Below are 24533 nucleotides of genomic sequence, written 5' to 3'. Positions count from 1 at the left end.
CCATGTTCAGCCTGACAGCCTTGGAGCTGGCCCGTATACAGTTCGGGTTCACCATCACCTTTCACATCATCTTTCCGGCCATCACCATTGGCCTGGCGGCATTCCTGGCGGTACTGGAAGGCCTGTGGTTGTGGAAAAGAGACAACGCCTACCTCGACCTGTACCACTTCTGGTCGAAAATCTTCGCCGTCAACTTCGCCATGGGCGTGGTCTCGGGGCTGGTCATGGCCTACCAGTTCGGCACCAATTGGAGCTTCTACTCGCAGTTCGCCGGTAGCATCACCGGCCCATTACTCACCTACGAGGTGCTGACGGCGTTCTTCCTCGAAGCGGGCTTCCTCGGGGTGATGTTGTTCGGTTGGCACAAGGTTGGCCGCGGCCTGCACTTTTTCGCCACCGTGATGGTCGCCGTGGGCACGATGATTTCCGCCACCTGGATCCTTGCCTCGAACAGTTGGATGCAAACGCCGCAAGGGCACGAAGTGATCAATGGCGTGGTGGTGCCCGTGGACTGGTTCGCCATCATCTTCAACCCGTCGTTCCCGTACCGCCTGGCACACATGGTGACCGCCGCGATGCTATCGACTGCGCTGTTTGTCGGTGCCTCGGCGGCCTGGCACCTGTTGCGCGGCACGCGTACACCGGCGGTACGGCGGATGTTCTCGATGGCCCTGTGGATGCTGCTGTTCACCGCGCCGCTGCAGGTACTGATCGGTGACATGCACGGCCTGAACACGCTCAAGCACCAGCCGGCGAAGATCGCCGCGGTGGAGGGCCACTGGAGCAATACCCCCGGGCAGGGCGTGCCGCTGATCCTGTTCGGCATCCCCGACATGGACGCTGAAACCACCCGCTACAAGGTCGAAATCCCCAACCTGGCCAGCCTGATTCTGACCCACAGCCTGCACGGGCAGATTCCTGCCCTGAAGGACTTCCCGAAAGAGGACCGGCCCAACTCGGCCATCCTGTTCTGGTGCTTCCGGGTCATGGTTGGGCTGGGGCTGTTGATGGTCATGCTTGGACTGTATGGCGCCTGGTCGCGTTGGCGCGGTCGGTTGTACGAGTCCCGGCTGCTGGCGCGGTTTGCCCTGTGGATGGGGCCTTCGGGCCTGGTGGCCTTGCTGGCCGGCTGGTACGTCACCGAAATTGGCCGCCAACCCTGGGTGGTCTACGGCCTTATGCGCACCAAGGACGCCGTCTCGGACCACTCGGCATTGACCCTGTCGGTGGGCCTGGTGGTGCTTGTTGTGATGTACCTGGGGGTGTTCGGCACCGGCGTCGCCTACATGTTGCGCCTGGTACGCAAGGGACCGGAGGTGCACGACGACCATCCGCAACCGGTGACCGCCAACCAGCGGCCTGCCCGCCCATTGTCGGCGGTGGACGACCCGCTGTATTCCCATTCGCCCAATCACACTGACTGACGGGAGACGCTGTCATGGGTATTGATCTTCCGCTGATCTGGTTCCTGATCATCGGCTTTGGCGTGATGATGTACGTCATCATGGACGGGTTCGACCTTGGTATCGGCATCCTGTTCCCGTTCATCACCGACCGCGACCAACGCGACACCATGGTCAACACCGTGGCGCCGGTGTGGGATGGCAATGAAACCTGGCTGGTGCTGGGTGGGGCAGGGTTGATGGCGGCCTTCCCCAAGGTCTACGCCATTTTGCTCAGCGCGCTGTACATCCCCGCGCTTGGGTTGCTGGCCGGGCTGATCTGGCGTGGTGTGTCGTTCGAGTTCCGCTTCAAGGCCGATGAAGCGCACAAGCCGTTCTGGGACCGGGCGTTCATGGCCGGGTCGTACGCCGCAGCGTTCTTCCAGGGGGTGATGCTGGGCGCGTTCATCGAGGGGCACTCGATAGTCGATGGCGTAGCCACCAACGGCTTGATGAGCTGGCTGACACCGTTCAACGTGTTTTGCGGGGTAGGGGTGGTGGTGGCGTATGCATTGCTGGGCGCGACCTGGCTGGTGCTGAAGACCGAAGGCCGCCTGCAGGCCAGCATCATCCGGGCGTGCTCGCCGATTACCCTGGCGACGGTGGCGGTGATGCTGATCGTCAGCATCTGGACACCGCTGAGCCACCCGGCGATCTTCGACCGCTGGTTCAGCCTGCCGAACTTCTGGTTCTTCCTACCAGTACCGGTACTGGTGCTGGTGGCCACCTGGGCGATCCTCAGGTCGTTGCGCGGGGTGCCGCATGCCGGGCCTTTCGTCTGGTCGCTGGTGCTGGTGTTCCTGGGCTATACCGGTCTGGTGATCAGCATCTGGCCGTACGTGCTGCCGCCCAGCCTGACCATCTGGGAGGCCGCGGCGCCGCCGCAGAGCCTGGGCTTTGCCCTGGTCGGGGCGTTGCTGATCATCCCGTTCATCCTCGGTTACTCGGCCTGGTCGTATTACGTGTTTCGCGGCAAGGTCAAGGACGGCGAGGGGTACCATTGAGGCCTGGCCGCTGGTGCTGGTTTCATTTGTGGGAGCGGGCTGCGAAGCAGCCCCATGCTCTCCGGGGGCTGGACCATTTCGATCTTCCTGTGCAAGCTGATGTACGACAGTGATTGCACACAGAAGGTGATCGTTTGTGAACCCCGAATCCATGCTGGCGGCATTGCCAGGCTTCGCCATGGCGGCCGAGTCCATCCAGGTGCTGCCCGATGCCAAGGCCTACCGCGTCTGCCTGCTCGAGCGCATCCTTGCCGCAACCCGGCGCATCGTCATCGTCGCGCTGTACCTGCAGGAAGACGAGGCCGGCCAGGAAGTGCTGGATGCCCTGTACCAGGCCAAGGCCGCGCGGCCAGAGCTGGAAATCACCATCGTGGTCGACTGGTTCCGTGCCCGGCGCGGCCTGCTGGGCGCCGGGCGCCAGCCGGGTAATGCCGCCTGGTACCAGGCCCAGCGCCAGCACCATGGGCTGGACATCGTCATCCACGGCGTACCGGTGCAGACCCGCGAGCTGTTCGGCGTGTTGCATCTGAAGGGCAGCATCATCGATGACTGCGTGATCTATACCGGCGCCAGCCTGAACAACGTGTACCTGCACCGTTTCGACCGCTACCGACTGGACCGCTACCACCTGTTCCAGTCACCGGCGCTGGCCGACGCCATGGTCGACCTGGTGCGACGCCTGCTGCACCACTCCGCCACACCGCGCCTCGACCTGCCGGCGCCACCCTCCACCCGCAGCCTGCGCGGCGACATCCGGCGCTTGCGCGCGCGGCTGCGGCGCATGGCCTATGAGGCACCCGCCAGCGTGGCGGGGCAGGGCCTGCGGGTGATCCCGCTGTTGGGTGTGGGCCGTGGCAACCCGCTGAACCGTGCGTTGTGCGCCCTGCTGGCGGCGGCGCGTACGCAGGTCATCATCAGCACGCCGTATTTCAACCCGCCCCGGGTGCTGATGCGCGAGCTCGACCATGCCCTGGCGCGTGGCGTGCGGGTGGAGCTGATCGTTGGTGACCGTACGGCCAACGACTTCTATATCGCCCCCGGCGAGCCGTTCAGTGCCAGCGGCGCGCTGCCCTACCTGTACGAAGACAACCTGCGCGCCTTCACCCGACGTCGCCACGCCGCGATTGCCAGCGGCCAGCTGCAGGTGCGGATCTGGAACGATCCCGGGCATACCTTCCATGCCAAGGGCGTGTGGATCGACCAGCGTTATTCGCTGCTGACTGGTAACAACCTGAACCCGCGCGGCTTCAACCTGGACCTGGAGAACGGCCTGCTGATCGATGACCCGCAGGGGCAATGGCTGGCGCCACGGGAAGCAGAGTTGGCCGAACTGCGCCGGCATGCGCCCAAGATTGGCTCGGCAGAGGCGCTGGGTGGCAAGACCGAGCACCCCAAGGAGGTGCGCAAGTTCCTGCGGCGGCTGCGCTATAGCCGGTTGGAACCGCTGATCAAGCGGGTGCTCTGAGGGTAGTTGTGGGAGCAACTGTCTTGCTCAAAATTTCAAGGCACACGCGGTCACTGAGGGAGCGGGCGTGCCCGCGAAACGGCCAACGCGGTCTATGGCACCGGCTACGCCGGTGTTCGCGGGCACGCCCGCTCCCACAGGTAATGTGACACGCTCTCGAACATTGTTCCCTGTGCGACAGCGCAGCCCAAAGGGCTGGGCAATCTCCCACAGGGATGGCATTCAGGCTGCGGCACCTTTGGCCTCAGGCACCTTTGTTTCCTGTTTGCCCCGCGGCTTGAGCCGCGACACCGCAAACAGCACCACCGCCAACCCGACGACCTGGTACAGCGAAATCTCCTCGCTCAGGATCGCCCAGGATGCCAGCACCGTCAGCACCGGTCCCAGGTTGCCCACTGCCGCGGTATGGGTCGGCCCCAGGCGCTGTATCGCCAGCGCCACCCAGTAGATCGGCAACACCGTGGAAAACACCGCCATCAACCCGGCATTGGCCCACACTGTGCCCGGCAACTGCCACAACTGCCCGACCGGCGCCACCACCAGGTAATGCGCCAGCACCATCAGCGACGACGCAGTGCCGCACAGCCCGGCCAGGCGCATCGAGCCCATGCGCTTGAGCATCATCCCGGTACCGGAGTAATACAGCGCGTAGGTCACCGCACTGGCGAACACCCACAGCGAGCCTAGCACCACCTGCTGGCCAGCCCCGGCCACGCTGACGGCGTGGACAAAGGCGATGCCCAGCCCCAGGTAGCACAGGCCCATGGCCGACAAGGTACGCAGGCTTGGCCGTTCACGCAGGGCGATGGCCTGGAACACCAGCACCAGGGTCGGGTAGGTGAACAGGATCAGCCGCTCCAGCCCGGCACTGATGTACTGCAGGCCATAGAAGTCGAACAGACTGGCCAGGTAGTAGCCCAACAGCCCGAGCATCGCGACGCGCAGCCCATCGCCCAGGTTGAGCGGTGCGCTGCCCTGACCACGGCTGGCCCATATCAGCCAGGCGAACAGCGGCAGCGACAGCCCCATGCGCAGGGCCAGCAGGCTGATGGCGTCCACCGGCCCCGCGGCATAGGCGAGCTTGACGAAGATGGCCTTGAAGCTGAAGCCCAGGGCCGCCAGCACGGCGTACAGGGCGCCGCTTTGCAGCTGGCGCTGGATCAGGCTGCGGAATGCGTTCATGGGGTACCTGTGGCAGAAGAAAGGCAAGGCTTATTCTGAACAGAAGGCCGTCGCGCTAGAATCGCTTTTTAGCGAACAGGGTATTCGTTTTTGGAGAAGGCCATGCCATTCGACCTGACTGACCTGCGCCTGCTGCTGGCCATTGCGGCCACGGGCAGCCTGAGCAAGGCGGCTGCGACCTTTCCGGTGGCCGTGTCGGCCGCCAGCAATCGCCTGCGTTTGCTGGAAGAGCGTTGTGGCCTGGCACTGTTCATCCGCAAGGCCGATGGCATGCAGTTGACGCCTTCCGGTCGCCTGGTGCTGGAGGGCGCACGCAGCGTGCTCGGTGAGGCGCACAAGCTGCAGGAAACCTTGCAGCAACTGTCTGGCGAGCACCGCATCACCTTGCGCCTGGCGGCCTCCACGGTGTCCAACAGCACACTGCTGCCGGCGGTATTAGGGCCGTTTCTGGCAGACTACCCGGAAGTCGACCTGCAACTGATGGAACACAAGAGTGTGGATGTACTGCGGGTGGTGGTGGCCAACGAGTGCGAGATCGGGGTGTACGACGGCATTCTGCCCAGCGAGGGGGTGGTATCGCTGCCGTTTCGCACCGAGCGGCTGGTAATGCTGGTGCCCGCCGACCATCCCCTGGCCGGGCGCGAACAGTTGCGCCTGGTCGATGCCCTGGGCTACGCGTTCATCTGCCTGCCGGGTGGGCGGCCCATGCAGCGTTTTGTCGAGGAGCTGGCAATGAACCTGGCCATGCCGCTGAAGGTGCGCGTGCGAGCACCCAGTTTCGAGGCCATCGCGCAACTTGTGGCGCAGCGCGCAGGCGTGGCCATGCTGCCCGAAACAGCCGCCGTGCGTGCCGAGCAGGAGCTGTCGGTGCGTCGGGTGGCCCTGGCGGAAAGCTGGGCCACCCTGGAGCTACGCCTGTGTTTCCGCGACTGGGAGCGCCTGAGCTCACATGGGCGGCAACTGGTGAGCTTCTTGTCCGGGCAACGGCTTACTGCGCCGGGGTCAGGCGAATACCACTCACCTGCACCTGATCACCGGGTTTGAAGCGGGCATTGGGCGAGCGATAGCGCTGGGTGCTGCCGTCGTCGTGGCGCACCACGTAGGCCGCGTCGCTGCGCCCGCTGCCTTGTTGCACGGCGGCGCCGCCAAATGCCCCCAGGGCAGCGCCGGCAATGGCACCGAACGGGCCGCCGAGCGCAGCGCCGACCATCAGGCCGCTGACGCCGCCGGCGCCATAGCCCACTGTGTTGTCGGGGCTTTCCGAGAGCACCTCGTCGGCGCAGGCGGGCAGGGCGATGGACAGGGACATCGCCAGAGGGAGGAGGATATTTTTCATGATGGTCATTTCCGCAAGGCAGGTAGTGGCGAAAGAGAATGGTTCAGCTTTCGTGCCAGCTGGGCAGCCCTTGCAGGTGGGCGTGTTGCGCTAGTGCGTTGTCATTACGACAGCGTTTTTTGTGGTGCAAATGACACACTGATGTCGATATGACATTTCTCCCGCACGGGCGTTGGCCAGGGCTGGGCTATCATTTGCAGGCTGGTGTGTGAGGCTCCTCTGAAAAGTCATCACGAGCGCATACAATCGAGCCTTTTCCTCGCTAACCAGATAGGCCAATCCGTATATGGCGCTTGATCCACCCACGATGCTGACTATCTCGATCGCCCTGGCTGCCGCAGCTGCTTTGTACCTGGCGATCGAGTGGCGCAGCGTTCGCGAGCCGTCGCTGCTGTTCTGGAGCGCAGGCTTTGCCACCATCACGATGGGTTCCACCCTGGCCTTGCTGCGCGGCATCGGCTTGATGCTGATCGGTATCTGGTTCGCCAACGGCTTGCTGGTGGTGGCGCACTGGTTCTTCCTGGTGGGGGTGTTGCGCTTCACCCAGGTGCGGCTGTCGCGTATCTGGTTATCGGTCGTCCTGGTGTGGTTTGCCTTGCTGCTGTTGCCTGTGGGGCCGCAGTGGTCGAAGGTGATGCTGATGGTCAACTCGTTGCTGGTAGCGCTGTTGACGCTCAAGGCCAGTTGGCTGTTGCGGCCGCATGGCAAGTCGCTGAGTGTTGGCGCTGTGCAGTTGCGCTATGTATTGCTGGTTCACGGCTTGTTCTATGTGGCCAAGGGGATCATTGCGATCACACCGGGTACGCTGATTGACCTGGCCACCTTCGGCGGGCTGATCATTCAGGTGTCCTTGGTCGAAGGCGCGATGGCGATCATGCTGATTGCCTTGTCGATGACCGGCACTGTGCGCTACCGGCGCGAGGCGCGGATTGCCCGGCTGGCAGCCCGTGATCCGTTGACTGCGCTGTACAACCGGCGCGCGCTGGAGGTGCGGGCGGGGCCTTTCTTCAAGGAAGTGAGCCCGGCTCAGCCCGGGGCCTTGCTGCTGATCGACATCGACAATTTCAAGCTGGTCAACGACCTGCACGGGCATGTTGCAGGGGACCGCTTGCTGATTGCCTTGAGCGAGATGATCCGCACGGTGCTGCCCGAGCGCTCGCTGGCGGCGCGGCTGGGCGGTGATGAGTTCGTCATTCTGCTGTGTGGTGCGAGCAGCGAGCGGGTCATGGAGCTGGGTGGGTTGTTACGCGAGCAGTTCCAGCAGTTTGCCAGCAAGGCGGTGCCTACGCCGCAGCCGGTCACCTTGAGTATCGGCGCCAACCTGTTCGACCAGCCGCCGGCGAGCCTAGCGGCGTTGATCGAGCAGGGGGATGTGGCGTTGTACCAGTCCAAGCGCGGAGGGCGCGACAGTATCCGCTTCGTCGAACGGCCGATGGCCGACCTAAGCCAGTAGCAGTTTTGCCTTTGCCTTTGCCTTTGCTTCAAAGCGCGCGACAGTTCAGGCACCGCCGATTGCGACTTCAGGAGGCCGAGCGAAGGGCTCCTGAAGTCGCAATCGGCGGTGCCTGAACTGTCGCGCGCTTAGAAGCAAAGGCCGAAGCAACAGCAAAGCAACAGCAAGAATGGCGAATCAGGTCACCACCTGGTAGCACGGCACATACGCCGCGCCGCCGGGCAGCTTCATCCGGTGCTGGTCGACGAACGCCTGCAACAGCCGGCCCAGTGGGTCCAGCACGGCGCTGTCGCCGCGGATCTGATACGGCCCGTGTTCCTCGATCAGGCGGATGCCCTTGTCCTTCACGTTGCCGGCGACGATGCCGGAAAACGCCCGGCGCAGGTTGGCGGCCAGTTCGTGGGCCGGCAGTTCGCGGCGCAGGTCCAGGTCGGCCATGGCCTGGTGGGTCGGGTCGAACGGGCGCTGGAAGCTCTCCTCGATCTTCAGTAGCCAGTTGAAGTGGAAGGCATCGTTGCGCTCGCGGCGGAACTGCTTCACCGCCTTGAGCCCTTCGACCATGTGCCGGGCGACTTCCGCCGGGTCGTCGATGATGATCTCGTACAAGCGGTGCGCCGCTTCACCCAGGGTGGCGCCCACGAAGGCGTGCAACTGTTGCAGGTACGGCTCGGCGCTGCGCGGGCCGGTGAGTACCACCGGGAACGGCAGGTTCTGGTTGTCCGGGTGCATGAGGATACCTAGCAGGTAGAGGAACTCCTCGGCCGTGCCGGCACCCCCCGGGAAGATGATGATGCCGTGGCCGACACGGACGAAGGCCTCCAGGCGCTTCTCGATGTCCGGCAGAATCACCAGTTCGTTGACGATCGGGTTGGGCGCTTCGGCGGCGATGATGCCCGGCTCGGTAAGGCCCAGGTAGCGGCTGCCGTGCATGCGCTGCTTGGCGTGGGCAATGGTGGCCCCCTTCATCGGGCCCTTCATCACGCCCGGGCCGCAGCCGGTGCACACGTCCAGCTTGCGCAGGCCCAGCTCGTGGCCGACCTTCTTGGTGTACTGGTATTCCTCGCTGCTGATTGAATGGCCACCCCAGCACACCACCATCTTCGGCTCCACGCCCGGGCGCAGGGTGCGGGCGTTGCGCAGCAGGTGGAAGACATAGTCGGTGATGCCCTGGGAACTTTCCAGGTCGATGCGCTGGCTGGCCAGCTCGCTTTCGGTGTAGACGATGTCGCGCAGGGCGCTGAACAGCATTTCACGGGTACTGGCGATCATTTCGCCATCGACGAAGGCGTCGGCCGGGGCATTCAGCAGCTCCAGGCGCACGCCGCGATCCTGTTGATGAATACGCACCTCGAAGTCCTGATAGGCCTCGAGGATGGTCTTGGCATTGTCGACATGGGCGCCGGTGTTGAGGATGGCCAGGGCGCACTGGCGGAACAGGGTGTAAAGGCTACCGGTACCGACTTCACTCAGTTGCTGCACTTCACGTTGTGACAGCGTCTCCAGGCTGCCTTTGGGGCTGACGGATGCATTGATGACATGGCGTTGAGGCATCTAAGTCTTTCCTGTGCGGGTAAAACATCCTTCTTTGACAACACCATACCGAGAAATGCGGGCGGCAACGAGGGGGGCGTGGAAAAAGCTTGAGACCCGGTTGGCTTCTTCGCGGGCCAGCCCGCGGAGAAGCCAACCGGGTCTCAAGTCAGCCCAACAGCTTCTGCACACCCAGGGTAATCGCCAGCCCACCCCCCACCAGCCAAAGGTTGAGAATCGCCCCGGTCGCCAGCGCCCGTGGCCCGGCCTGGCGAATCTGGCTGAAGCGCGTCTCCATTCCCAGCGCGGTCATGGCCATGGTCAGGGCAAAGGTATCCAGGCTGTTGACCGTCTGCGTCACGCTACCCGGCAGCACTTGCAGCGAATTCACCAGCACCAGCGCGAGGAAGCCGAAGGCGAACCAGGGCATGGCGATGCGCCCGTTGCCCTGTGCCTGGCCCGGCTGGCGCGCGCGGCTGATCCAGAGGCCCACCACCAGGAGTACCGGTACCAGCAACATCACCCGGGTCATCTTGACGATGGTGGCGATATGCGTGGCCTCGGGGCTGACGTTGCTGGCCGCACCGACCACCTGGGCCACCTCGTGAATGGTGCCACCCAGGAACAGCCCGGCGCCCATGGTGCCCAGGTGCAGCCAGCCGGCATTGATCGCCAATGGGTAGAGGAACATCGACAGGGTGCCGAACAGCACCACGCTACCAACCGCCATGGCGCTTTTGTGCGGGGCACTGCGCAGGGCCGATTCGAAGGCCAGTACCGCGGCGGCGCCGCAGATGGCACTGCCGGCCGCGGTCAGCAAGGCGGTATCGCGGTCCAGCTTGAACAGCTTCATGCCGCACCACAGGCCGATCAGCAGGGTGCTGGACACCACCAGTAGCGACACGATAAGCCCAGACCAGCCGACTTCGGCAATTTCCTGCAGGCTCACCCGCAGGCCGAAGAAGGCCACGGCAATGCGCAGCAGGCCGCGGGCGGAAAAGTTGATGCCCGCTGCCCAGCTCGCCGGTACGCCGTCACGCAGTGCATTGCCATACAGCGCACCGGCGACGATACCGACGATCAGCGGGCTGATGCCCAGGTTGGCGATGGCGGGCAGGGCGGCCAGCTGGGTGACCGCAAGCGCGAACAGCGCGACGAACAGGATGCCATTGAGCCGCCCTCGGGTGGAGAGGGTAGGTGCAAAGGCGGGGTTGGACGGAACCGTGGCCATGTGAGTCCTCCGGAAAGGTATTTCGACATGGCTTACGTTAATCTGGTTATAAGCTTATAAAAAATCGTAATTTAGGATGGCAAATATCCGTATAGCTGATATTTTTCAATCATGACCCCAGAACAACTGATAACGTTCGCCACCGTCGCCGAGCACGGCAACATCAGCCATGCGGCCCAGGCCCTGCACCTGTCGCAGCCAGCGGTGTCTGGCCAGCTCAAGCTGCTGCAGGAGGCCTTTGGCGAGCCCCTCTATCAGCGCGCCGGTCGTGGTGTACGGCTGACAGCAGCCGGCGAGCAGTTGCTGGCCCATGCCGAGCGCCTGCGCGAAACCTTCCGCCAGGCCCAGGCATTGCGCGAGGCCATGCGCGGGCTGGAACGCGGTACCTTGCGCATCGGCGCCAGTACCACGCCGGCCAGTTACCTGCTGCCCTACCTGATTGCCGATTTCCATGCCCGCTACCCGGAGGTGCTGGTGAGCACTTCCAACGGCAATACGGCGGAAATCGTCGCTGCGCTGGACAGCGTCGATATCGCTCTGATCGAAGGGCCGCCTGGGCAGGAACTGCCATTGGGCACGGCGGTGACAGCGTGGCGGGAAGACGAGATCGTGGCCATCGTGCCGCGTGGTCATCCGCTGGCGGGCAGTGGCCAGCAGACGCTGGCATCGCTGGGGGCCTACCCGTTGGTGCTGCGCGAGAGCGGCTCGGGTGTGCGGCAGATTGTCGAGCGGGCATTTGCCCGCAGTGGCGTGGCGATGCGCGTGGCGCTGGAGATTGCCGGGGTGGAAGGGGTGAAGGAGGCAGTGCGGGCCGGGATGGGGATCGGTTTTGTGTCGGCGATGTCGATCCGGCATGAGGATGGGGCGTTGCAACGCTTGCAGGTTGTGCCGCAGGCGTTGGTGCGGCGGTTTTCCATTCTGGTGCCGCATGCCGCTACCCCGTCGCGGGCGGCGGCGCGGTTTCTCGAGTTGTGTGTTGGCCTGCAAGAGGTGGGGTAACTGCACCGGGCTCTTCGCGGGCTCGCCCGCTCTTACAGGTACTGCACCCAAGAGCCGTGAGAAACCTGTGGGAGCGGGCAAGCCCGCGAAGAGGCCAGAACAGGCACCATCAAGCCACATGAAGACATTGATATGAACGTTGTCAAAAGAGTTTTAACTGTTGTCCTCGCCGGCGTCGGCGTCGGCGTCGGCGTCGGCGTTGTCGGTTCGGTGTTTGCTGATGATTCTCCCAAGGGTGGATTAGTCGACATGGCAGTGAGAGACCTTTCTGCCGTTCACCAACTGATCGTTTCCTCTCACCCAGGCGCCATAGATCAAGAAAATAAAGTTTTTACTGACTGGGTTGAGCGAGGTTATCAGGAGGCCAAACAGTTGGCCTTGCGTGTCCGCTCGGAAAGGGATGCTCAAGCCGTTCTGGGTTTCTATGTTTCAGGGTTCAAGGACGGCCATGTAGGCGTTTATCAATCCAGAAAAGGGAAGTCTTCCTGGGCCGGTTTCATGCTGGATATGCGAGGTGAGGATCTTGTTGTCGGTCGTGTGGCAAAGGCGTGGCCTGTCCCTTTGCCTCCAATCGGTTCGAAAATTATCTCATGTGACGGCAAGACAGTTCGGGAAATATTGGGTAATGAAATATCGCCCTACGTAGATCGCCGGTTGAATCTGAAATCGACCTGGGGGCACTTGGCTAAATATTTGACCGTTGATGATGCGGACTATCCAGTGCTTGCCAGAAAACGGGCAGCCAATTGTCTGGCTGTTTTGCCGGGAGGAGTACAGCAGCATTTTGCTTTGGCATGGCAGGAGGACCGTGGGCAACTAAAGGATTTCCTGACTCGGCCTCAACCACCTCAGACCCTGAGAAACCTCGGTGGCGGGCGCTATTGGGTGCACGCATCGAATTTCGCACCTTCGACACCCGAGAACGCGGCCCTCGAAAAAATGCTCGACACGCTCGGGACTCTCGATGATGCCAAGCTGGTTGTACTTGATACACGTGGCAATCGCGGTGGTAACAGCTTGGTCGGGGCCAGGATCCTGTCTGCTTTATTGGGTGAACAGTTTGTTGAAAGCCTGAGTCAGTCCTCACGTTCGTATGCAATGTGGCGGGTCTCTCCTCTTGCGCTTGCAACACTGAATAGCGCTTTGGCCGGCATGGAAAGCGATTACGGAAAAAACAGCGATGCCTACAAATTTGTTTCAGGTATGCATGAGTCGATGAGCGCTGCGCTTGTGAAGCGCGAGGACTGGTTAAGACAGCCAGAGACGTCTTCGATCGATCAAGACCGTTTTAAGGATTCCAGTCCAAAACCATTCAAAGGTCAGCTTGTGCTGGTGACGGACTCATTCTGTTCAAGTGCCTGCCTGGATTTTGCAGATGCAGTTCTGGCCGTTCCTGGAACGACCCATTTTGGGCTGTCAACGAGTGGTGACACCTTGTATATCGATATTGGCTCCCATGTCTTGCCAAGCGGGGCTCAGTTCTGGCTGCCCTTGAAGGTCTGGAGAGGGCGAGTGCGGGGGAATAATCAAAGTTATGACCCGCAATATGTTTTCGATGGCGACATCAATGACACTCCAGCCGTTCAAAAGTGGGTGCTGAGCTACTTTTGAACCGCGAAGAGGCCAGCACAGGCACCCTCAATCCACCTGAAAGACATGCTTCAGATAGGCCACGAAGTTCTCATCCCGGCACTGTGTCTTGCCCGGGCTGTCGGAAATCTTGGCCACCGGTGCGCCATTGCACGCTGTCATCTTGATCACGATGTTCATCGGCTCCACCCTCGGGATATCGCAGGTCAGTCTGGTACCAATGCCAAAGCTCACATTGATCCGCTCATGCAGTGCCCGGTACAGCCCCAGCGCCTTGGCAAAATCCAGCCCGTCGGAAAAGATCAGGGTCTTGCTCTTCGGGTCGATCCCCAGCCGCTCATAGTGGGCAATGGCCTTTTCCGCCCAGGCCAGCGGGTCGCCCGAATCGTGCCGCAGGCCATCGAACAGCTTGGCGAAGTACAGGTCGAAATCGCCCAGGAACGCGTCCATGGTGATGCAGTCGGTCAGGGCGATGCCCAGCAGCCCCCGGTACTCCCGCACCCAGCATTCCAGCGCGGCAGCCTGGCTGTCGAGCAAGCGTGGGCCGAGCTGCTGGTGGGCCATGAACCACTCATGGGCCATGGTGCCGATCGGCTTGAGCTGGTATTCACGGGCCAGGTGCACGTTGCTGGTACCAACGAATCGGCCCGGGAAGTCACGCTTGAGAATGTGCACCACCTCTTCCTGCACCCGGTAGGAGAAGCGCCGCCGGGTACCGAAGTCGGCCAGTTGGAAACCGGCCAGTTCATCGGCGCTGGCCTCGGCCTTGAGCCAGTCGAGGTTCTGGTACAGGCGCTCGCGGACTTGCTCGATCACCACCTCGCGATAACGGTAGCGGTTGCGCACCTCGCTGATGATCGCCAGCAGCGGGATCTCGTAGAGAATCACGTGTAACCACGGCCCGCGCACGCGAATCGCCAGTTGCCCGGCATCATCCAGGCCTACCTGTACATAACGCAGGTTGAAGCGGAACAGACTGAGAAAACGGATGAAGTCCGGCTTGATGAACGGGATCTTCTCCAGGTAGGCGAGCTGGTCGTGAGTGACGCTGACATCGGCCAGTTGCTCGACCTGATAACGGATTTCCGCCAGGTAAGGTGCAAGGTTCTCGCCGTTACGGCAGCGGAACTCCCACTCCACCTCGGCGTTGGGGTAGTTGTGCAGCACCGCCTGCATCATGGTGATCTTGTAGAAGTCGGTGTCCAGCAGGTTCTGGATGATGCGCGGGCCGAAAACGCTGTCGCTCATGGGCGGTCTTCCTTGATCAGAGAGAGCTGGTGGTCGAGTGCGGCTTCGTCGCCGCAGAGGATCACGCCCTCGGCGGCCAGGGCGCCACACGCCTCGATGGCGCCTGCCTGGGTGAGGGCGCGGCAGGCCGGCAGGTACAACAGCACCTGGAAACCGGCCTGGCGCAATTGGCGGGCGGTGGTCCTGACGCAATAGTCCAGGGCCAGGCCACCGACGATCACTGCGCCCACCTGCTGAACCTTGAGGTACTCGATCACCCCAGTGGAGCGGCGCTCGGCCAGGTCGTGGTAGCAGGCGCCGTAGGGGTGCAGGTCGGGCTCGACGCCTTTCCACACGAAATAGTCGTAGTCGATGGGGGCAGGCAGGCCGGGCAGCAGCTCGAAGCCCAGTGTGCCGGGGACGCAGTGGCTGACCCAGGTCAAGTCTGCATTGGCCAGTTGCAGAGGTTGCAGCATGTGCGTGGGGTCGGCGACCACCCAGGCGGCATTGGCCGGGTGGGCGTCCTTGCTGCCCAGGCGCAGGTCGGCGCGCAACGCCATGGTGTTCAGATCTGCCGCGATTTCGTCACCTTCGGGGACGGGTAGCTCCTGCGGGACGTTGGCGGTGAAACCGTTTTGCGCGTCGACATCGAAACTGGCGATCTTCATGGCGGTGCTCCTCGCTGGAATGTGTATATAATTCATCTGGTGTATTAAGTGTGTCAAGCTTATTTCTAATATGGATGAAGGGCTTGTGTTACTTAGGAAACCTGGTGAAATATAGGGGCGTTCAAGAACGGAGCCACCCCTGTGAGTACCACCGAAGTCCTGGCCAGCGTCGATATCGTCGCCCTGCGCATGGCCGCCGAAACCCAGCATCTGCAAGTGTTGTTGCACCGCCGTGAGCGTGAGCCACATGCCGGCCAGTGGGCCTTGCCTGGGGTGATCGTCAATGGCCGCACCCCCGACACCAGCCTGGAAGCTGCCGCCGAACGCGCGTTGCGCGAGAAAGCCCAGGTCGTACCGTGCTACATGGAACAGGTGGGCACCGAGGGTAATGCGTTCCGCGACCCGCGTGGATGGTCAATCAGCACCTATTACATGGCATTGCTCGAACCGGGGCAGGTCGTCGAGGGCGAGCAACTGGCGTTTTTCGAGTTGGACAGCGTATTGGCGCGCAAGGTGCTGTTGCCCTTTGATCACAACCTGTTGGTGGAGCGTGCCCGTGAGCGGCTGGCGGCGAAGACGGTGTACAGCAGCCTGCCGCTGTACCTGCTGGCGGAGAAGTTCACTGTGCTGGATGCGCTAGGAGCGGTTCAGGCTTGCCTGGGGCAGGCGGTGAACAACACCTCGCTGCGCAAACGCCTGGAGCGTTTGCGCGAATTGGGGTGGGTGAGTGATACCGGAGAGAAAAACCAGCCGAGGCTGGGTAGGCCGCAGCAGTTGTATCGATATACGCCGCAGGGTGAGCGGGCGTTCATGTTTGATCGCAGTCTACTGCCCGAAGGTGCTTGAACTGGAGCGGCCTTGTGTCGCGATGGGCGGCTCCTGTTGGTGCTCGTGCTATTTCAGTTCAGTGCGCGATGCGGGTGAGTGACCTGATAAAAATGCTAGTTATCAAATACACGGTGTTTTATTAATCTGAAGGGGAGAGTTGACGGGACAGCTATAAATGAACAAGTCTGTTGGTATTGCACCTTCCACGCTTCTATTTTACGCAGAAAGCAAAATGATCTGCCAGCTTGACGCAAGAAAAATGCGGATGATGTATGCGGGCGATTGTCTCAGCGCTCAACTACAAGAGGCGACTATGTTGCTGCAAGTAGAGATAGCAAATACGGTGATTGCAGGCATGGCTGGCGAGTGTGTAGCGCCACAGTCGTATACGCCCTACGGGTTTTCGCCCATCCGCGATCTGGCTCCGATTGTCCAGTTTAATGGCGAATGGCATGATCCTCGAACAGGCAGTTACCCACTGGGGCAGGGGCACCGTTCATTCAGCTCAAAAAAAGGTCGATTTATCAGCCCTGATCAGCTGAGTCCATTTGGTAAAGGGGGACTGAATGCATATGCCTATTGTGCTGGAGACCCGGTTAATCACATTGACCCATCTGGTAGAGTGAATTTGAGAAAGCTGTTTGGGTTTACGCCAAAAACCGGATTGACTAAGGGGTTGAGAGAGGAAAAACTCTCATTCCTGAAAAAACATATCAAAAGCGAACATGAGACGAAGAAGGCTAATAAGTCATTTGGGGTTGGCAGGATGTTTGGGAGGGTTAGTGATGCTACCCTCAGAGAAATTGTACCAATGTACAATAAAAAAGGCTTTGAGAGGTTGGATGTTCAGGATGTTAGTCGTAAGATGGATGATCGCGCCTTGTATTATGTGAAAGATGACTTATATATAGAAGCGCGCAATATGCATGAGAGTTTCCAGCGTGCACTTGTGAGCAACGGATTTGCTTTGAGTTCCATAAGGAATGTGGTAGGGCCTACTTCTTCGAGCGGCGCGATTGTTGAAGAAATCCGTAGAACTCCTGGTATCAATGATCGTCGAGCATGAGGTTGAAAACCGGAATTTGCTTTTGCTCAGGCAATGACCCGGGGTTCACCGGGCAATTTGGCCACTAGTTGAAGTTTTGCGATTTACTCAATGCGCACACCGGCTGGCATCGCCTTGCCCTGCCGATGCCTTGCGCGCCGCCGCCAGAATGGTCGTCAGCACAATCAAGGCAGCCCCCGCCGCCATGCGCAGGCTCGGCTGCTCACCGAACAGCCACCAGGCGCCGATGATCGCGTACACCGGCTCCAGCGCGATGATCATGCCGGCCGTGCGCGCTTCCAGGCCTTCCAGGCTCTTGAAGAACAGGAACTGCGACAGACCGGTGCAGAACACGCCCATGCGGCGGTTGGCCACGGTCAGCAGGGCAAACGCCAGGCCCGAGCCCAGGCCTCAGAGCAGGCCGACGGTGCCTTTGTCGAGCATGGGCAACGCACAGGGCGTTACGGTGGCCGGTGGCAGCACCAGCTACGGGGATTGAAGTCGCGATCATGGCAGTCAAGTCTTCGCAATGTGGCGCGCGCAAACACTCCCGGCTGGCGCGGCGCGGGTCTCTGATACCACGGAGCGGGGCTGGTCGATGTGTGCATTACTTTGTAGGCACAGTTCTGAAGCCGATCGCGGGCGATGTGTGCTTGTATGATCGCGACACCGGTTGTTACCTTGCTGCGCCGCGTCACTCGTCGCCGTAGTTCATGATCGACAACAGGCGGATGGGTACCTGCACCAGTTGTTCGGGGCCGTGCGGGGTCTCGCCGTCGAAGGTCAGGCTGTCGCCGGCCTGCATGTGATAGAGCTGGTTGCCGTGGCGGTACACCAGTTCACCCTCCAGCAAGTGGAGGAACTCGGTGCCGGGGTGGGCGAAGGTCGGAAACTCTTCGCTGGCGTCGTCCATGGTCACCATGTACGCCTCAAAGTTCTTCTTCGGCCCCCTGGCGTGATTGAGCAAATGGTAGGTGTGGCCTTTCTCGGTACCGCGGCGCACTACTTCCAGCCCTTCACCGGCTTTCACCAGCAAGGCATTGCCGTCGGGCTGGTCATATTGGCTGAACAGCTTGGCCATCGGCATGCCCAGCACGTCGCACAGGCGGCTGAGAGTGTCGAGGCTGGTGGACACCTGGGCGTTCTCGATCTTGCTCAGCATGCCTTGGCTGATGCCGGCGATGCGTGCGACATCGGCGAGCTTGAGGGACTGGGCCTGGCGTTGACGCTTGATCTGCAGACCCAGGTACTGCTCCAGGCGAAGGCGCGGTTCGGTTTCGGTTGGCATCGAATGTCCTGCACGGTTTCAGTTCAAGAATAAATTTTTCGCACTGAGAAAGTGCGAAAGGCAACTGCATTGGCAGCTTCTTTCCTCGGGTGAAAACAAGTTTCCCATAAATGGAGCATGAAAATCTGCTTGGGTTTTGTGCTGCCTGTATCGGCCTCTTCGCGGGCAAGCCCGCTTCCACAGGGCTTTGCGGCGAACTCTGTGGGAGCGGGCATGCCCGCGAAGAGGCCCGCACAGACACCGCAAGGTTGCACCCTGAACAAAGTTGGCAAGCGCATTGCATTCTTGTGAGGAAAGTAAGTTTCTCGTGCGGAATCATTGCCCCTTGCCCAGGAGTGTTCAACCCATGTTGCCAGCAGAAACCCAGCGCACCCTCGATCAGCACGGCATCAAGTACGTGCTGGCACAGTTCGTCGATATCCATGGCTCGGCGAAGACCAAATCGGTGCCGGTATCGGGCCTGAAGATGGTGGCCGAGGAGGGCGCCGGCTTTGCCGGGTTCGCCATCTGCGGCATGGGCATGGAACCGCACGGCCCGGACTTCATGGCCCGCGGCGACCTTTCCACCTTGATCCCGGTCCCGTGGCAGCCGGGCTACGGCCGTGTGGTGTGTGTAGGCCACGTAAACGGCCAGCCCTGGCCCTACGACAGCCGCTACGTGTTGCAGCAGCAGGTGCAGCGCCTGGCCGACAAGGGCTGGACCCTGAACACCGGGCTGGAGCCCGAGTTCAGCCTGTTCCGCCGCGACGAGGATGGCAAGCTGCAACTGGTGGACGCCTCCGACAACCTCGACAAGCCGTGCTACGACTACAAGGGCCTGTCGCGCTCGCGGCTGTTCCTCGAGCGCCTGACCGAGGCGTTGCAGCCGGTGGGCTTCGACATCTACCAGATCGACCACGAGGACGCCAACGGCCAGTTCGAGATCAACTACACCTACAGCAACGCCATGGAGTCGGCCGACCGCTTCACCTTCTTCCGCATGGCCGCCGGCGAGATTGCCAACGACCTGGGCATGATCTGCTCGTTCATGCCCAAGCCCGACCCCAAGCGCGCCGGCAATGGCATGCACTTCCACCTGTCGCTGGCCAGCAGTACCAACAAGAACCTGTTCCATGACCCGTCCGACAGCAGCGGCATGGGCCTGTCGAAGCTGGCCTACCACTTTGCCGCAGGCCTGCTGACCCATGGCCCGGCGCTGTGCGCCTTCGCTGCGCCTACGGTCAACTCGTACAAGCGCCTGGTGGTCGGCCGTTCGCTATCCGGCGCCACCTGGGCCCCGGCGTTTGTTGCCTACGGCGCCAACAATCGCTCGGCGATGGTGCGCATCCCTTATGGCCGCCTGGAGTTCCGCCTGCCGGATGCCGGCTGCAACCCGTACCTGGTCACCGCCGCGATCATCGCTGCCGGCCTCGATGGCATCGACCGCCAGCTGGAGCCGGGCGAGATGTGCAACGAAAACCTTTACAACCTCAGCCTGGAAGAGATCGCTGCACGCGGCATCAAGACCTTGCCACAGTCGCTAAAGGAAGCGGCCGACGCCCTGGAGGCCGACCCGCTGTTCCGCGAGGTGCTGGGCGCCGAAATCGTCGACGAGTTCATCAAGCTAAAGCGCATGGAGTGGGTGGAGTACTGCCGCCACGTCTCCGACTGGGAAATCCAGCGTTACACCGAATTCTTCTGACCGCCCCCCAATCCCTTGGGCGGCCAGCACGAAAGCGGTCGCCCACTGCCTAGTAAGGAGCATCACCATGTGTGGAATCGTAGGTCTGTACCTGAAAAAGCCCGAGCTGGAAGCCCAGCTCGGCAAACTCTTCGACCCCATGCTCAAGGCCATGACCGATCGTGGTCCAGACAGCGCCGGTTTTGCCATTTACGGCGATGAAGTGGCTGACGGCTGGGTCAAGCTGACCCTGCAGGCCACCGACATCAACTATCCCTGGACCACCTTGATGGGCCGGCTGGAGGGCCGCCTGGGCTGTTCGCTGGACTGGTTCCAGAACGCCAGCGCCGCCGTGCTCAAGGTGCACACCGACGAGGCCGCCGTCCGCGCCGCGTTGGCCGAGTTGGCGCCCGATGTGCGCATCATGAGCGCCGGACAGAGCATCGAAATTCTCAAGGGCATGGGCCTGCCGGCCGAGATTTCCAGCCGCTTCGGCCTGGCCGGCATGAAGGGCAGCCACATCATCGGCCATACCCGCATGGCCACCGAAAGCGCCGTGACCATGGAGGGCAGCCACCCGTTCTCCACTGGCGCCGACCTGTGCCTGGTGCACAACGGCTCGCTGTCCAACCACTTCCGCCTGCGCCAGGAGCTCAAGCGTGAAGGCATCAGTTTCGAGACCGACAACGACACCGAAGTGGCCGCCGGCTACCTCACCTGGCGCCTGCAACAGGGCGACAGCCTGGCCCAGGCCCTGGACGGCGCCCTGGAGGACCTTGATGGCTTCTTCACCTTTGCCATCGGCACCCGCAACGGCTTTGCCGTGATCCGCGACCCGATCGCCTGCAAGCCCGCCGTGCTGGCCGAGACCGACGACTACGTGGCCATGGCCTCGGAGTACCAGGCGCTGGCCAGCCTGCCGGGCATCGAGAACGCCAAGGTCTGGGAACCGGCCCCGGCCACCCTGTACGTCTGGGAACGCAAAAGCGCCTGACCTGCCACCGAACCACTGGAGAACCCCATGAAGACCATCGACCTGTCCAGCACTTCGGTGCGTGTCCTCAACCAGTCCCTGCACGGTGAGGTGCAGGACCACGAATGGCGGGTGACCCACCCCGACGGCAAGCACAACCTGGCCGTGGGCATCAACGCCGCCGTGGCCGTGGATATCGAAGGCCACGCCGGCTATTACTGCGCCGGCATGAACCAGCAGGCCAGCGTCACCGTGCATGGCAACGTCGGTGTCGGCGTGGCCGAGAACATGATGTCCGGCTCGGTGCGGGTCAAGGGCAGCGCCTCCCAGGCCGCCGGCGCCACCGCCCATGGCGGGCTGCTGGTGATCGAGGGCGACGCCGGCGCGCGTTGCGGTATTTCCATGAAGGGCGTGGATATCGTCGTCGGCGGCAGCATCGGCCACATGAGCTGCTTCATGGGCCAGGCCGGGCGTTTGGTGGTGTGTGGCGATGCCGGCGATGCGCTGGGCGATTCGCTGTACGAGGTGCGCATCTACGTCAAGGGTTCGGTGCAGTCGCTGGGCTCGGACTGCATCGAGAAAGAGATGCGCGCCGAGCACCTGCAAGAGCTGCAGGAACTGCTGAACCAGGCGGGCCTCGCGCACAAGGCAGCCGATTTCAAACGCTACGGCTCGGCTCGCCAGCTGTACAACTTCAAAGTCGATAACGCCAGCGCGTACTGATCCAGGAGCATTCCCATGAGCGAGCAATTCCCCCCGGTACTGCGTGAGTCGGCCACCTTCGATCGCCTGACCATCCAGGAAATCCAGCGTGCCGCCGAAACCGGCATCTACGACATTCGCGGTGGTGGCACCAAGCGTCGCGTGCCGCACTTCGACGACCTGCTGCTGCTCGGCGCCAGCGTGTCGCGCTACCCGCTGGAAGGCTACCGCGAGAAATGCGGCACCGATGTGCTGCTGGGCACCCGCTTCGCCAAGAAGCCGATCCACCTGAAAATCCCGGTGACCATCGCCGGCATGAGCTTCGGCGCGTTGTCGGCCAATGCCAAGGAAGCCCTGGGCCGTGGTGCGACCATCGCAGGCACCAGCACCACCACTGGCGACGGCGGCATGACCCCGGAGGAGCGCGGCCAGTCGCAGCACCTGGTGTACCAGTACCTGCCGTCGCGCTACGGCATGAACCCCGACGACCTGCGCAAGGCCGATGCCATCGAGATCGTCCTTGGCCAGGGTGCCAAGCCGGGTGGTGGCGGCATGCTGCTGGGCATGAAGGTGACCGAGCGCGTGGCTGGCATGCGTACTTTGCCGATTGGCGTCGACCAGCGCAGCGCCTGCCGCCACCCGGACTGGACCGGCCCGGACGACCTGGCGATCAAGATTGCCGAAATCCGCGAGATTACCGACTGGGAAAAGCCCATCTACGTGAAGATCGGCGCCAGTCGCCCGTATTACGACGTCAAGCTGGCGGTGAAGGCCGGTGCCGATGTGATCGTGCTCGATGGCATGCAGGGTGGTACCGCCGCGACTCAGGAAGTGTTTATCGAGCACGTCGGCATCCCGATCCTGTCGGCCATCCCGCAGGCAGTGCAGGCGCTGCAGGAAATGGGCATGCACCGCAAGGTGCAGTTGATCGTCTCCGGCGGCATTCGCAATGGTGCCGATGTGGCCAAGGCCATCGCCCTGGGGGCTGATGCGGTGGCCATTGGCACTGCGGCGTTGATCGCGCTGGGTGACAACCACCCGCGGCTGGATGCCGAACTGAAGAAGATCGGCTCGGCGGCAGGCTTCTATGACGACTGGCAGAACGGCCGCGACCCGGCCGGCATCACCACCCAGGATCCGGAACTGGCCAAGCGCCTGAACCCGGAAGAGGCGGGGCGCCGGTTGGCCAACTACCTGCGGGTGCTGGTGCTGGAAGCGCAGACCATGGCACGGGCGTGTGGCAAGTCGCACTTGCACAACCTGGACCCGGAAGACCTGGTGGCGTTGACCGTGGAGGCTGCGGCGATGGCGCGGGTGCCATTGGCGGGGACCGCATGGGTGCCGGGGCAGGCGCAATACTGAGTTGACCGTCGGGGGCCGCTTTGCGGCCCTTTCGCGACACAAGGCCGCTCCCACATATAGTCACCGCAACCCCTTGTGGGAGCGGCCTTGTGTCGCGATGGGCTGCAAAGCAGCCCCAGGGCACCCCCACCATTCACACAGGAGTGGCTCCATGAAGCACCTCACCCTCGCTGTAATGTTGTTAGCCCTGACTTCCCGGGCCCACGCTGCCGAGCCCACCCTGGACACCGGCAACACCGCCTGGATGATCTGCGCCGCGATGTTCGTGCTGATGATGTGCATCCCGGGCCTGGCGCTGTTCTACGGCGGCATGGTGCGGGCCAAGAACTTCCTTTCGGTGTTCACCCAGCTGTTCGCCGTGGCCGGGGTGATCGGCATCCTCTGGGTGCTGTTCGGCTACAGCCTGGTGGTCGACACCACCGGCATGGTCGAGGGCCAACTGACCTTCAACAGTTTCATAGGCGGGCTGGGCAAGGCGCTGATGCTGGACATCGGTCATGACAGCCTGGTCGGTACCATCCCGGAAGGGGTGTTCGCCGTGTTCCAGTTGACCTTCGCCATCATCACCCCGGCGCTGATTGCCGGTGGCTTCGCCGAACGCATGAAGTTCAGTGCTTCGTTGCTGTTCATGGCCGCCTGGTTCGTGCTGGTGTACGCGCCGATCGCACATATGGTCTGGGGCGGGCCGGGGGCGTTGATGGTCAACTGGGGCGTGCTGGACTTCGCCGGTGGTACTGCCGTGCATATCAACTCCGGCGTGGCAGCCCTGGCTGCGGCGTTGATGCTGGGCAAGCGCAAGGGCTACCCGCAGGTGGCCATGCCGCCGCACAACCTCGGCTTCACCCTGGTGGGCGCCGGGTTGCTGTGGGTGGGCTGGTTCGGCTTCAACGTCGGCTCGGGGCTGGCGGCCAACCAGGCGGCGGGGGTGGTGATGCTGGCGACCATGGTGGCGGCTTGTGCGGGGATTGTCGGCTGGTTGCTGACCGAGAAGGTGATGCATGGTCGGCCGACGGCCTTGGGTGCGGCTTCAGGGGCTTTGGCAGGTTTGGTCGGGATTACCCCGGCCTGTGCATATGTCGGGCCGCTGGGCGCGCTGGTGATCGGGCTGTTGACCGGGGCCATCTGCTTCTTTGCCGTGACCCGGTTGAAGCAGGCACTGGGCTATGACGACAGCCTGGACGTGTTCGGCCTGCATGGCGTGGGCGGAATGGTCGGCGCGATACTGACCGGGGTATTTGCCGCGCCTGCGTTGGGCGGCTATGTGGAGGGCGCGTCGCCGATCGGGCAGGCATTGGTGCAATTGAAGGGGGTGGCGTTCACCTTCGTGTATTGCTTCGTGGTGAGCTGGGCGATTCTCGGGGCGATCAAGCTGACCGTGGGGCTGCGGGCCAGCCGGGAAGAGGAAGAGCAGGGGCTAGACTTGGCGGAGCACAATGAGCGGGCTTATAACCTCTGATTGATGTGTTGCCTGTACCGACCTCTTCGCGGGCTTGCCCGCTCCCACAGGGACACCACAGCTTTCGAGGCCGGTGACATTCCTGTGGGAGC

Annotated in this window: 21 protein-coding genes and 1 pseudogene; 14 read left to right on the top strand and 8 right to left on the bottom strand. The window is 62.4% G+C overall.

Annotated elements, in window-relative coordinates; all coding sequences use genetic code 11:
• Positions 1 to 2: 2 nt before the first annotated feature.
• The 3 genes from A4C63_RS16950 (at position 3) to pssA (ending at position 3911) form a co-directional block, all read left to right on the top strand.
• Entirely contained in the window at positions 3 to 1424 is a 1422-nt protein-coding gene (locus A4C63_RS16950; protein ID WP_063913690.1) for a cytochrome ubiquinol oxidase subunit I, read from the top strand.
• Positions 1425 to 1438: 14 nt separating this feature from the next.
• A complete protein-coding gene (cydB, locus tag A4C63_RS16945; protein WP_063913689.1) occupies positions 1439 to 2446 on the top strand; it encodes a cytochrome d ubiquinol oxidase subunit II in 1008 nt (335 codons plus the stop codon).
• Positions 2447 to 2582: 136 nt separating this feature from the next.
• Positions 2583 to 3911 carry a CDP-diacylglycerol--serine O-phosphatidyltransferase gene (gene pssA / locus A4C63_RS16940; protein ID WP_082888354.1) on the top strand — a complete coding sequence of 443 codons (1329 nt, stop codon included), beginning with the start codon at positions 2583 to 2585 and terminating at the stop codon, positions 3909 to 3911.
• Between the two features lie 222 nt (positions 3912 to 4133).
• Here the strand turns inward: pssA and A4C63_RS16935 are convergent, their stop codons facing one another.
• The gene (locus A4C63_RS16935) at positions 4134 to 5093 is read right to left on the bottom strand and encodes a DMT family transporter (RefSeq protein WP_063913688.1); all 960 of its coding nucleotides are present in this window, start codon (positions 5091 to 5093) and stop codon (positions 4134 to 4136) included.
• Between the two features lie 102 nt (positions 5094 to 5195).
• Between A4C63_RS16935 and A4C63_RS16930 the strand changes: the two genes are divergently transcribed.
• Positions 5196 to 6137 (top strand): LysR substrate-binding domain-containing protein, encoded by a 942-nt coding sequence (locus A4C63_RS16930; RefSeq protein ID WP_063913687.1) that lies wholly within the window; start codon positions 5196 to 5198, stop codon positions 6135 to 6137.
• Here the strand turns inward: A4C63_RS16930 and A4C63_RS16925 are convergent.
• Positions 6082 to 6429: a hypothetical protein gene (locus A4C63_RS16925; protein WP_063913782.1), complete on the bottom strand. Its 348-nt coding sequence runs from the start codon at positions 6427 to 6429 to the stop codon at positions 6082 to 6084. The genes A4C63_RS16930 and A4C63_RS16925 overlap by 56 nt on opposite strands.
• Before the next feature lie 307 nt (positions 6430 to 6736).
• Here A4C63_RS16925 and A4C63_RS16920 point away from each other — a divergent pair, with 307 nt between their 5' ends.
• Complete coding sequence (locus A4C63_RS16920) at positions 6737 to 7882, top strand: GGDEF domain-containing protein (protein ID WP_063913686.1); 1146 nt, start codon at positions 6737 to 6739, stop codon at positions 7880 to 7882.
• Between the two features lie 177 nt (positions 7883 to 8059).
• Here the strand turns inward: A4C63_RS16920 and ppnN are convergent, their stop codons facing one another.
• The gene (gene ppnN, locus A4C63_RS16915) at positions 8060 to 9433 is read right to left on the bottom strand and encodes a nucleotide 5'-monophosphate nucleosidase PpnN (RefSeq protein WP_063913685.1); all 1374 of its coding nucleotides are present in this window, start codon (positions 9431 to 9433) and stop codon (positions 8060 to 8062) included.
• 148 nt (positions 9434 to 9581) lie between these two features.
• Positions 9582 to 10643, bottom strand: coding sequence for a YeiH family protein (locus A4C63_RS16910; protein WP_063913684.1), 1062 nt, complete (start codon positions 10641 to 10643; stop codon positions 9582 to 9584).
• A gap of 111 nt (positions 10644 to 10754) precedes the next feature.
• Between A4C63_RS16910 and A4C63_RS16905 the strand changes: the two genes are divergently transcribed.
• The gene (locus A4C63_RS16905; protein WP_063913683.1) at positions 10755 to 11642 is read left to right on the top strand and encodes a LysR family transcriptional regulator; all 888 of its coding nucleotides are present in this window, start codon (positions 10755 to 10757) and stop codon (positions 11640 to 11642) included.
• Positions 11643 to 11774: 132 nt separating this feature from the next.
• Positions 11775 to 13253: a S41 family peptidase gene (locus A4C63_RS16900; protein WP_063913682.1), complete on the top strand. Its 1479-nt coding sequence runs from the start codon at positions 11775 to 11777 to the stop codon at positions 13251 to 13253.
• Between the two features lie 27 nt (positions 13254 to 13280).
• Here A4C63_RS16900 and pncB read toward each other — a convergent pair whose 3' ends face one another.
• Entirely contained in the window at positions 13281 to 14480 is a 1200-nt protein-coding gene (pncB, locus tag A4C63_RS16895) for a nicotinate phosphoribosyltransferase (protein WP_063913681.1), read from the bottom strand.
• On the bottom strand, positions 14477 to 15127 hold the full coding sequence (locus A4C63_RS16890; protein ID WP_063913680.1) for an isochorismatase family protein: 651 nt from the start codon (positions 15125 to 15127) through the stop codon (positions 14477 to 14479). Before A4C63_RS16890 ends, pncB begins: the two co-directional genes overlap by 4 nt.
• A gap of 141 nt (positions 15128 to 15268) precedes the next feature.
• On the opposite strand from A4C63_RS16890, the gene A4C63_RS16885 reads away from it, so the two are divergent.
• Both A4C63_RS16885 and A4C63_RS25825 read left to right on the top strand, forming a co-directional pair.
• Complete coding sequence (locus A4C63_RS16885; RefSeq protein ID WP_063913679.1) at positions 15269 to 15973, top strand: NUDIX domain-containing protein; 705 nt, start codon at positions 15269 to 15271, stop codon at positions 15971 to 15973.
• A gap of 157 nt (positions 15974 to 16130) precedes the next feature.
• Positions 16131 to 17021 (top strand): RHS repeat-associated core domain-containing protein, encoded by an 891-nt coding sequence (locus tag A4C63_RS25825; protein WP_082888352.1) that lies wholly within the window; start codon positions 16131 to 16133, stop codon positions 17019 to 17021.
• Positions 17022 to 17108: 87 nt separating this feature from the next.
• Here the strand turns inward: A4C63_RS25825 and A4C63_RS16880 are convergent.
• Positions 17109 to 17444, bottom strand: a pseudogene (locus A4C63_RS16880) (EamA family transporter); the annotation flags it as partial.
• A 250-nt stretch (positions 17445 to 17694) separates the two neighbouring features.
• Positions 17695 to 18288 carry a cupin domain-containing protein gene (locus A4C63_RS16875; protein WP_025338781.1) on the bottom strand — a complete coding sequence of 198 codons (594 nt, stop codon included), beginning with the start codon at positions 18286 to 18288 and terminating at the stop codon, positions 17695 to 17697.
• A gap of 346 nt (positions 18289 to 18634) precedes the next feature.
• Between A4C63_RS16875 and glnT the strand changes: the two genes are divergently transcribed.
• The 5 genes from glnT (at position 18635) to A4C63_RS16850 (ending at position 24441) form a co-directional block, all read left to right on the top strand.
• The gene (glnT, locus tag A4C63_RS16870) at positions 18635 to 19969 is read left to right on the top strand and encodes a type III glutamate--ammonia ligase (RefSeq protein WP_063913677.1); all 1335 of its coding nucleotides are present in this window, start codon (positions 18635 to 18637) and stop codon (positions 19967 to 19969) included.
• A 67-nt stretch (positions 19970 to 20036) separates the two neighbouring features.
• Positions 20037 to 20942, top strand: a complete 906-nt coding sequence (locus A4C63_RS16865; protein ID WP_063913676.1) for a glutamine amidotransferase family protein — start codon at positions 20037 to 20039, stop codon at positions 20940 to 20942.
• Between the two features lie 27 nt (positions 20943 to 20969).
• Complete coding sequence (locus A4C63_RS16860) at positions 20970 to 21644, top strand: protein glxC (RefSeq protein ID WP_063913675.1); 675 nt, start codon at positions 20970 to 20972, stop codon at positions 21642 to 21644.
• A 15-nt stretch (positions 21645 to 21659) separates the two neighbouring features.
• The gene (locus A4C63_RS16855; protein WP_063913674.1) at positions 21660 to 22985 is read left to right on the top strand and encodes an FMN-binding glutamate synthase family protein; all 1326 of its coding nucleotides are present in this window, start codon (positions 21660 to 21662) and stop codon (positions 22983 to 22985) included.
• 151 nt (positions 22986 to 23136) lie between these two features.
• The gene (locus A4C63_RS16850; RefSeq protein WP_063913673.1) at positions 23137 to 24441 is read left to right on the top strand and encodes an ammonium transporter; all 1305 of its coding nucleotides are present in this window, start codon (positions 23137 to 23139) and stop codon (positions 24439 to 24441) included.
• Positions 24442 to 24533: the final 92 nt, after the last annotated feature.

The organism is Pseudomonas sp. p21 (genome assembly GCF_001642705.1).
Taxonomy (GTDB): domain Bacteria; phylum Pseudomonadota; class Gammaproteobacteria; order Pseudomonadales; family Pseudomonadaceae; genus Aquipseudomonas.
This window is presented reverse-complemented; position numbering and strand designations above follow the sequence as displayed.

Coding starts and splice junctions, on each gene's coding strand:
- A4C63_RS16950 (WP_063913690.1), top strand. CDS start 3: ATGTTCAGCCTGACAGCCTTGGAGCTGGCCCGTATACAGTTCGGGTTC.
- cydB (WP_063913689.1), top strand. CDS start 1,439: ATGGGTATTGATCTTCCGCTGATCTGGTTCCTGATCATCGGCTTTGGC.
- A4C63_RS16935 (WP_063913688.1), bottom strand. CDS start 5,093: ATGAACGCATTCCGCAGCCTGATCCAGCGCCAGCTGCAAAGCGGCGCC.
- A4C63_RS16930 (WP_063913687.1), top strand. CDS start 5,196: ATGCCATTCGACCTGACTGACCTGCGCCTGCTGCTGGCCATTGCGGCC.
- A4C63_RS16925 (WP_063913782.1), bottom strand. CDS start 6,429: ATGAAAAATATCCTCCTCCCTCTGGCGATGTCCCTGTCCATCGCCCTG.
- A4C63_RS16920 (WP_063913686.1), top strand. CDS start 6,737: ATGCTGACTATCTCGATCGCCCTGGCTGCCGCAGCTGCTTTGTACCTG.
- ppnN (WP_063913685.1), bottom strand. CDS start 9,433: ATGCCTCAACGCCATGTCATCAATGCATCCGTCAGCCCCAAAGGCAGC.
- A4C63_RS16910 (WP_063913684.1), bottom strand. CDS start 10,643: ATGGCCACGGTTCCGTCCAACCCCGCCTTTGCACCTACCCTCTCCACC.
- A4C63_RS16905 (WP_063913683.1), top strand. CDS start 10,755: ATGACCCCAGAACAACTGATAACGTTCGCCACCGTCGCCGAGCACGGC.
- A4C63_RS16900 (WP_063913682.1), top strand. CDS start 11,775: ATGAACGTTGTCAAAAGAGTTTTAACTGTTGTCCTCGCCGGCGTCGGC.
- pncB (WP_063913681.1), bottom strand. CDS start 14,480: ATGAGCGACAGCGTTTTCGGCCCGCGCATCATCCAGAACCTGCTGGAC.
- A4C63_RS16890 (WP_063913680.1), bottom strand. CDS start 15,127: ATGAAGATCGCCAGTTTCGATGTCGACGCGCAAAACGGTTTCACCGCC.
- A4C63_RS25825 (WP_082888352.1), top strand. CDS start 16,131: ATGAACAAGTCTGTTGGTATTGCACCTTCCACGCTTCTATTTTACGCA.
- A4C63_RS16875 (WP_025338781.1), bottom strand. CDS start 18,288: ATGCCAACCGAAACCGAACCGCGCCTTCGCCTGGAGCAGTACCTGGGT.
- glnT (WP_063913677.1), top strand. CDS start 18,635: ATGTTGCCAGCAGAAACCCAGCGCACCCTCGATCAGCACGGCATCAAG.
- A4C63_RS16865 (WP_063913676.1), top strand. CDS start 20,037: ATGTGTGGAATCGTAGGTCTGTACCTGAAAAAGCCCGAGCTGGAAGCC.
- A4C63_RS16860 (WP_063913675.1), top strand. CDS start 20,970: ATGAAGACCATCGACCTGTCCAGCACTTCGGTGCGTGTCCTCAACCAG.
- A4C63_RS16855 (WP_063913674.1), top strand. CDS start 21,660: ATGAGCGAGCAATTCCCCCCGGTACTGCGTGAGTCGGCCACCTTCGAT.
- A4C63_RS16850 (WP_063913673.1), top strand. CDS start 23,137: ATGAAGCACCTCACCCTCGCTGTAATGTTGTTAGCCCTGACTTCCCGG.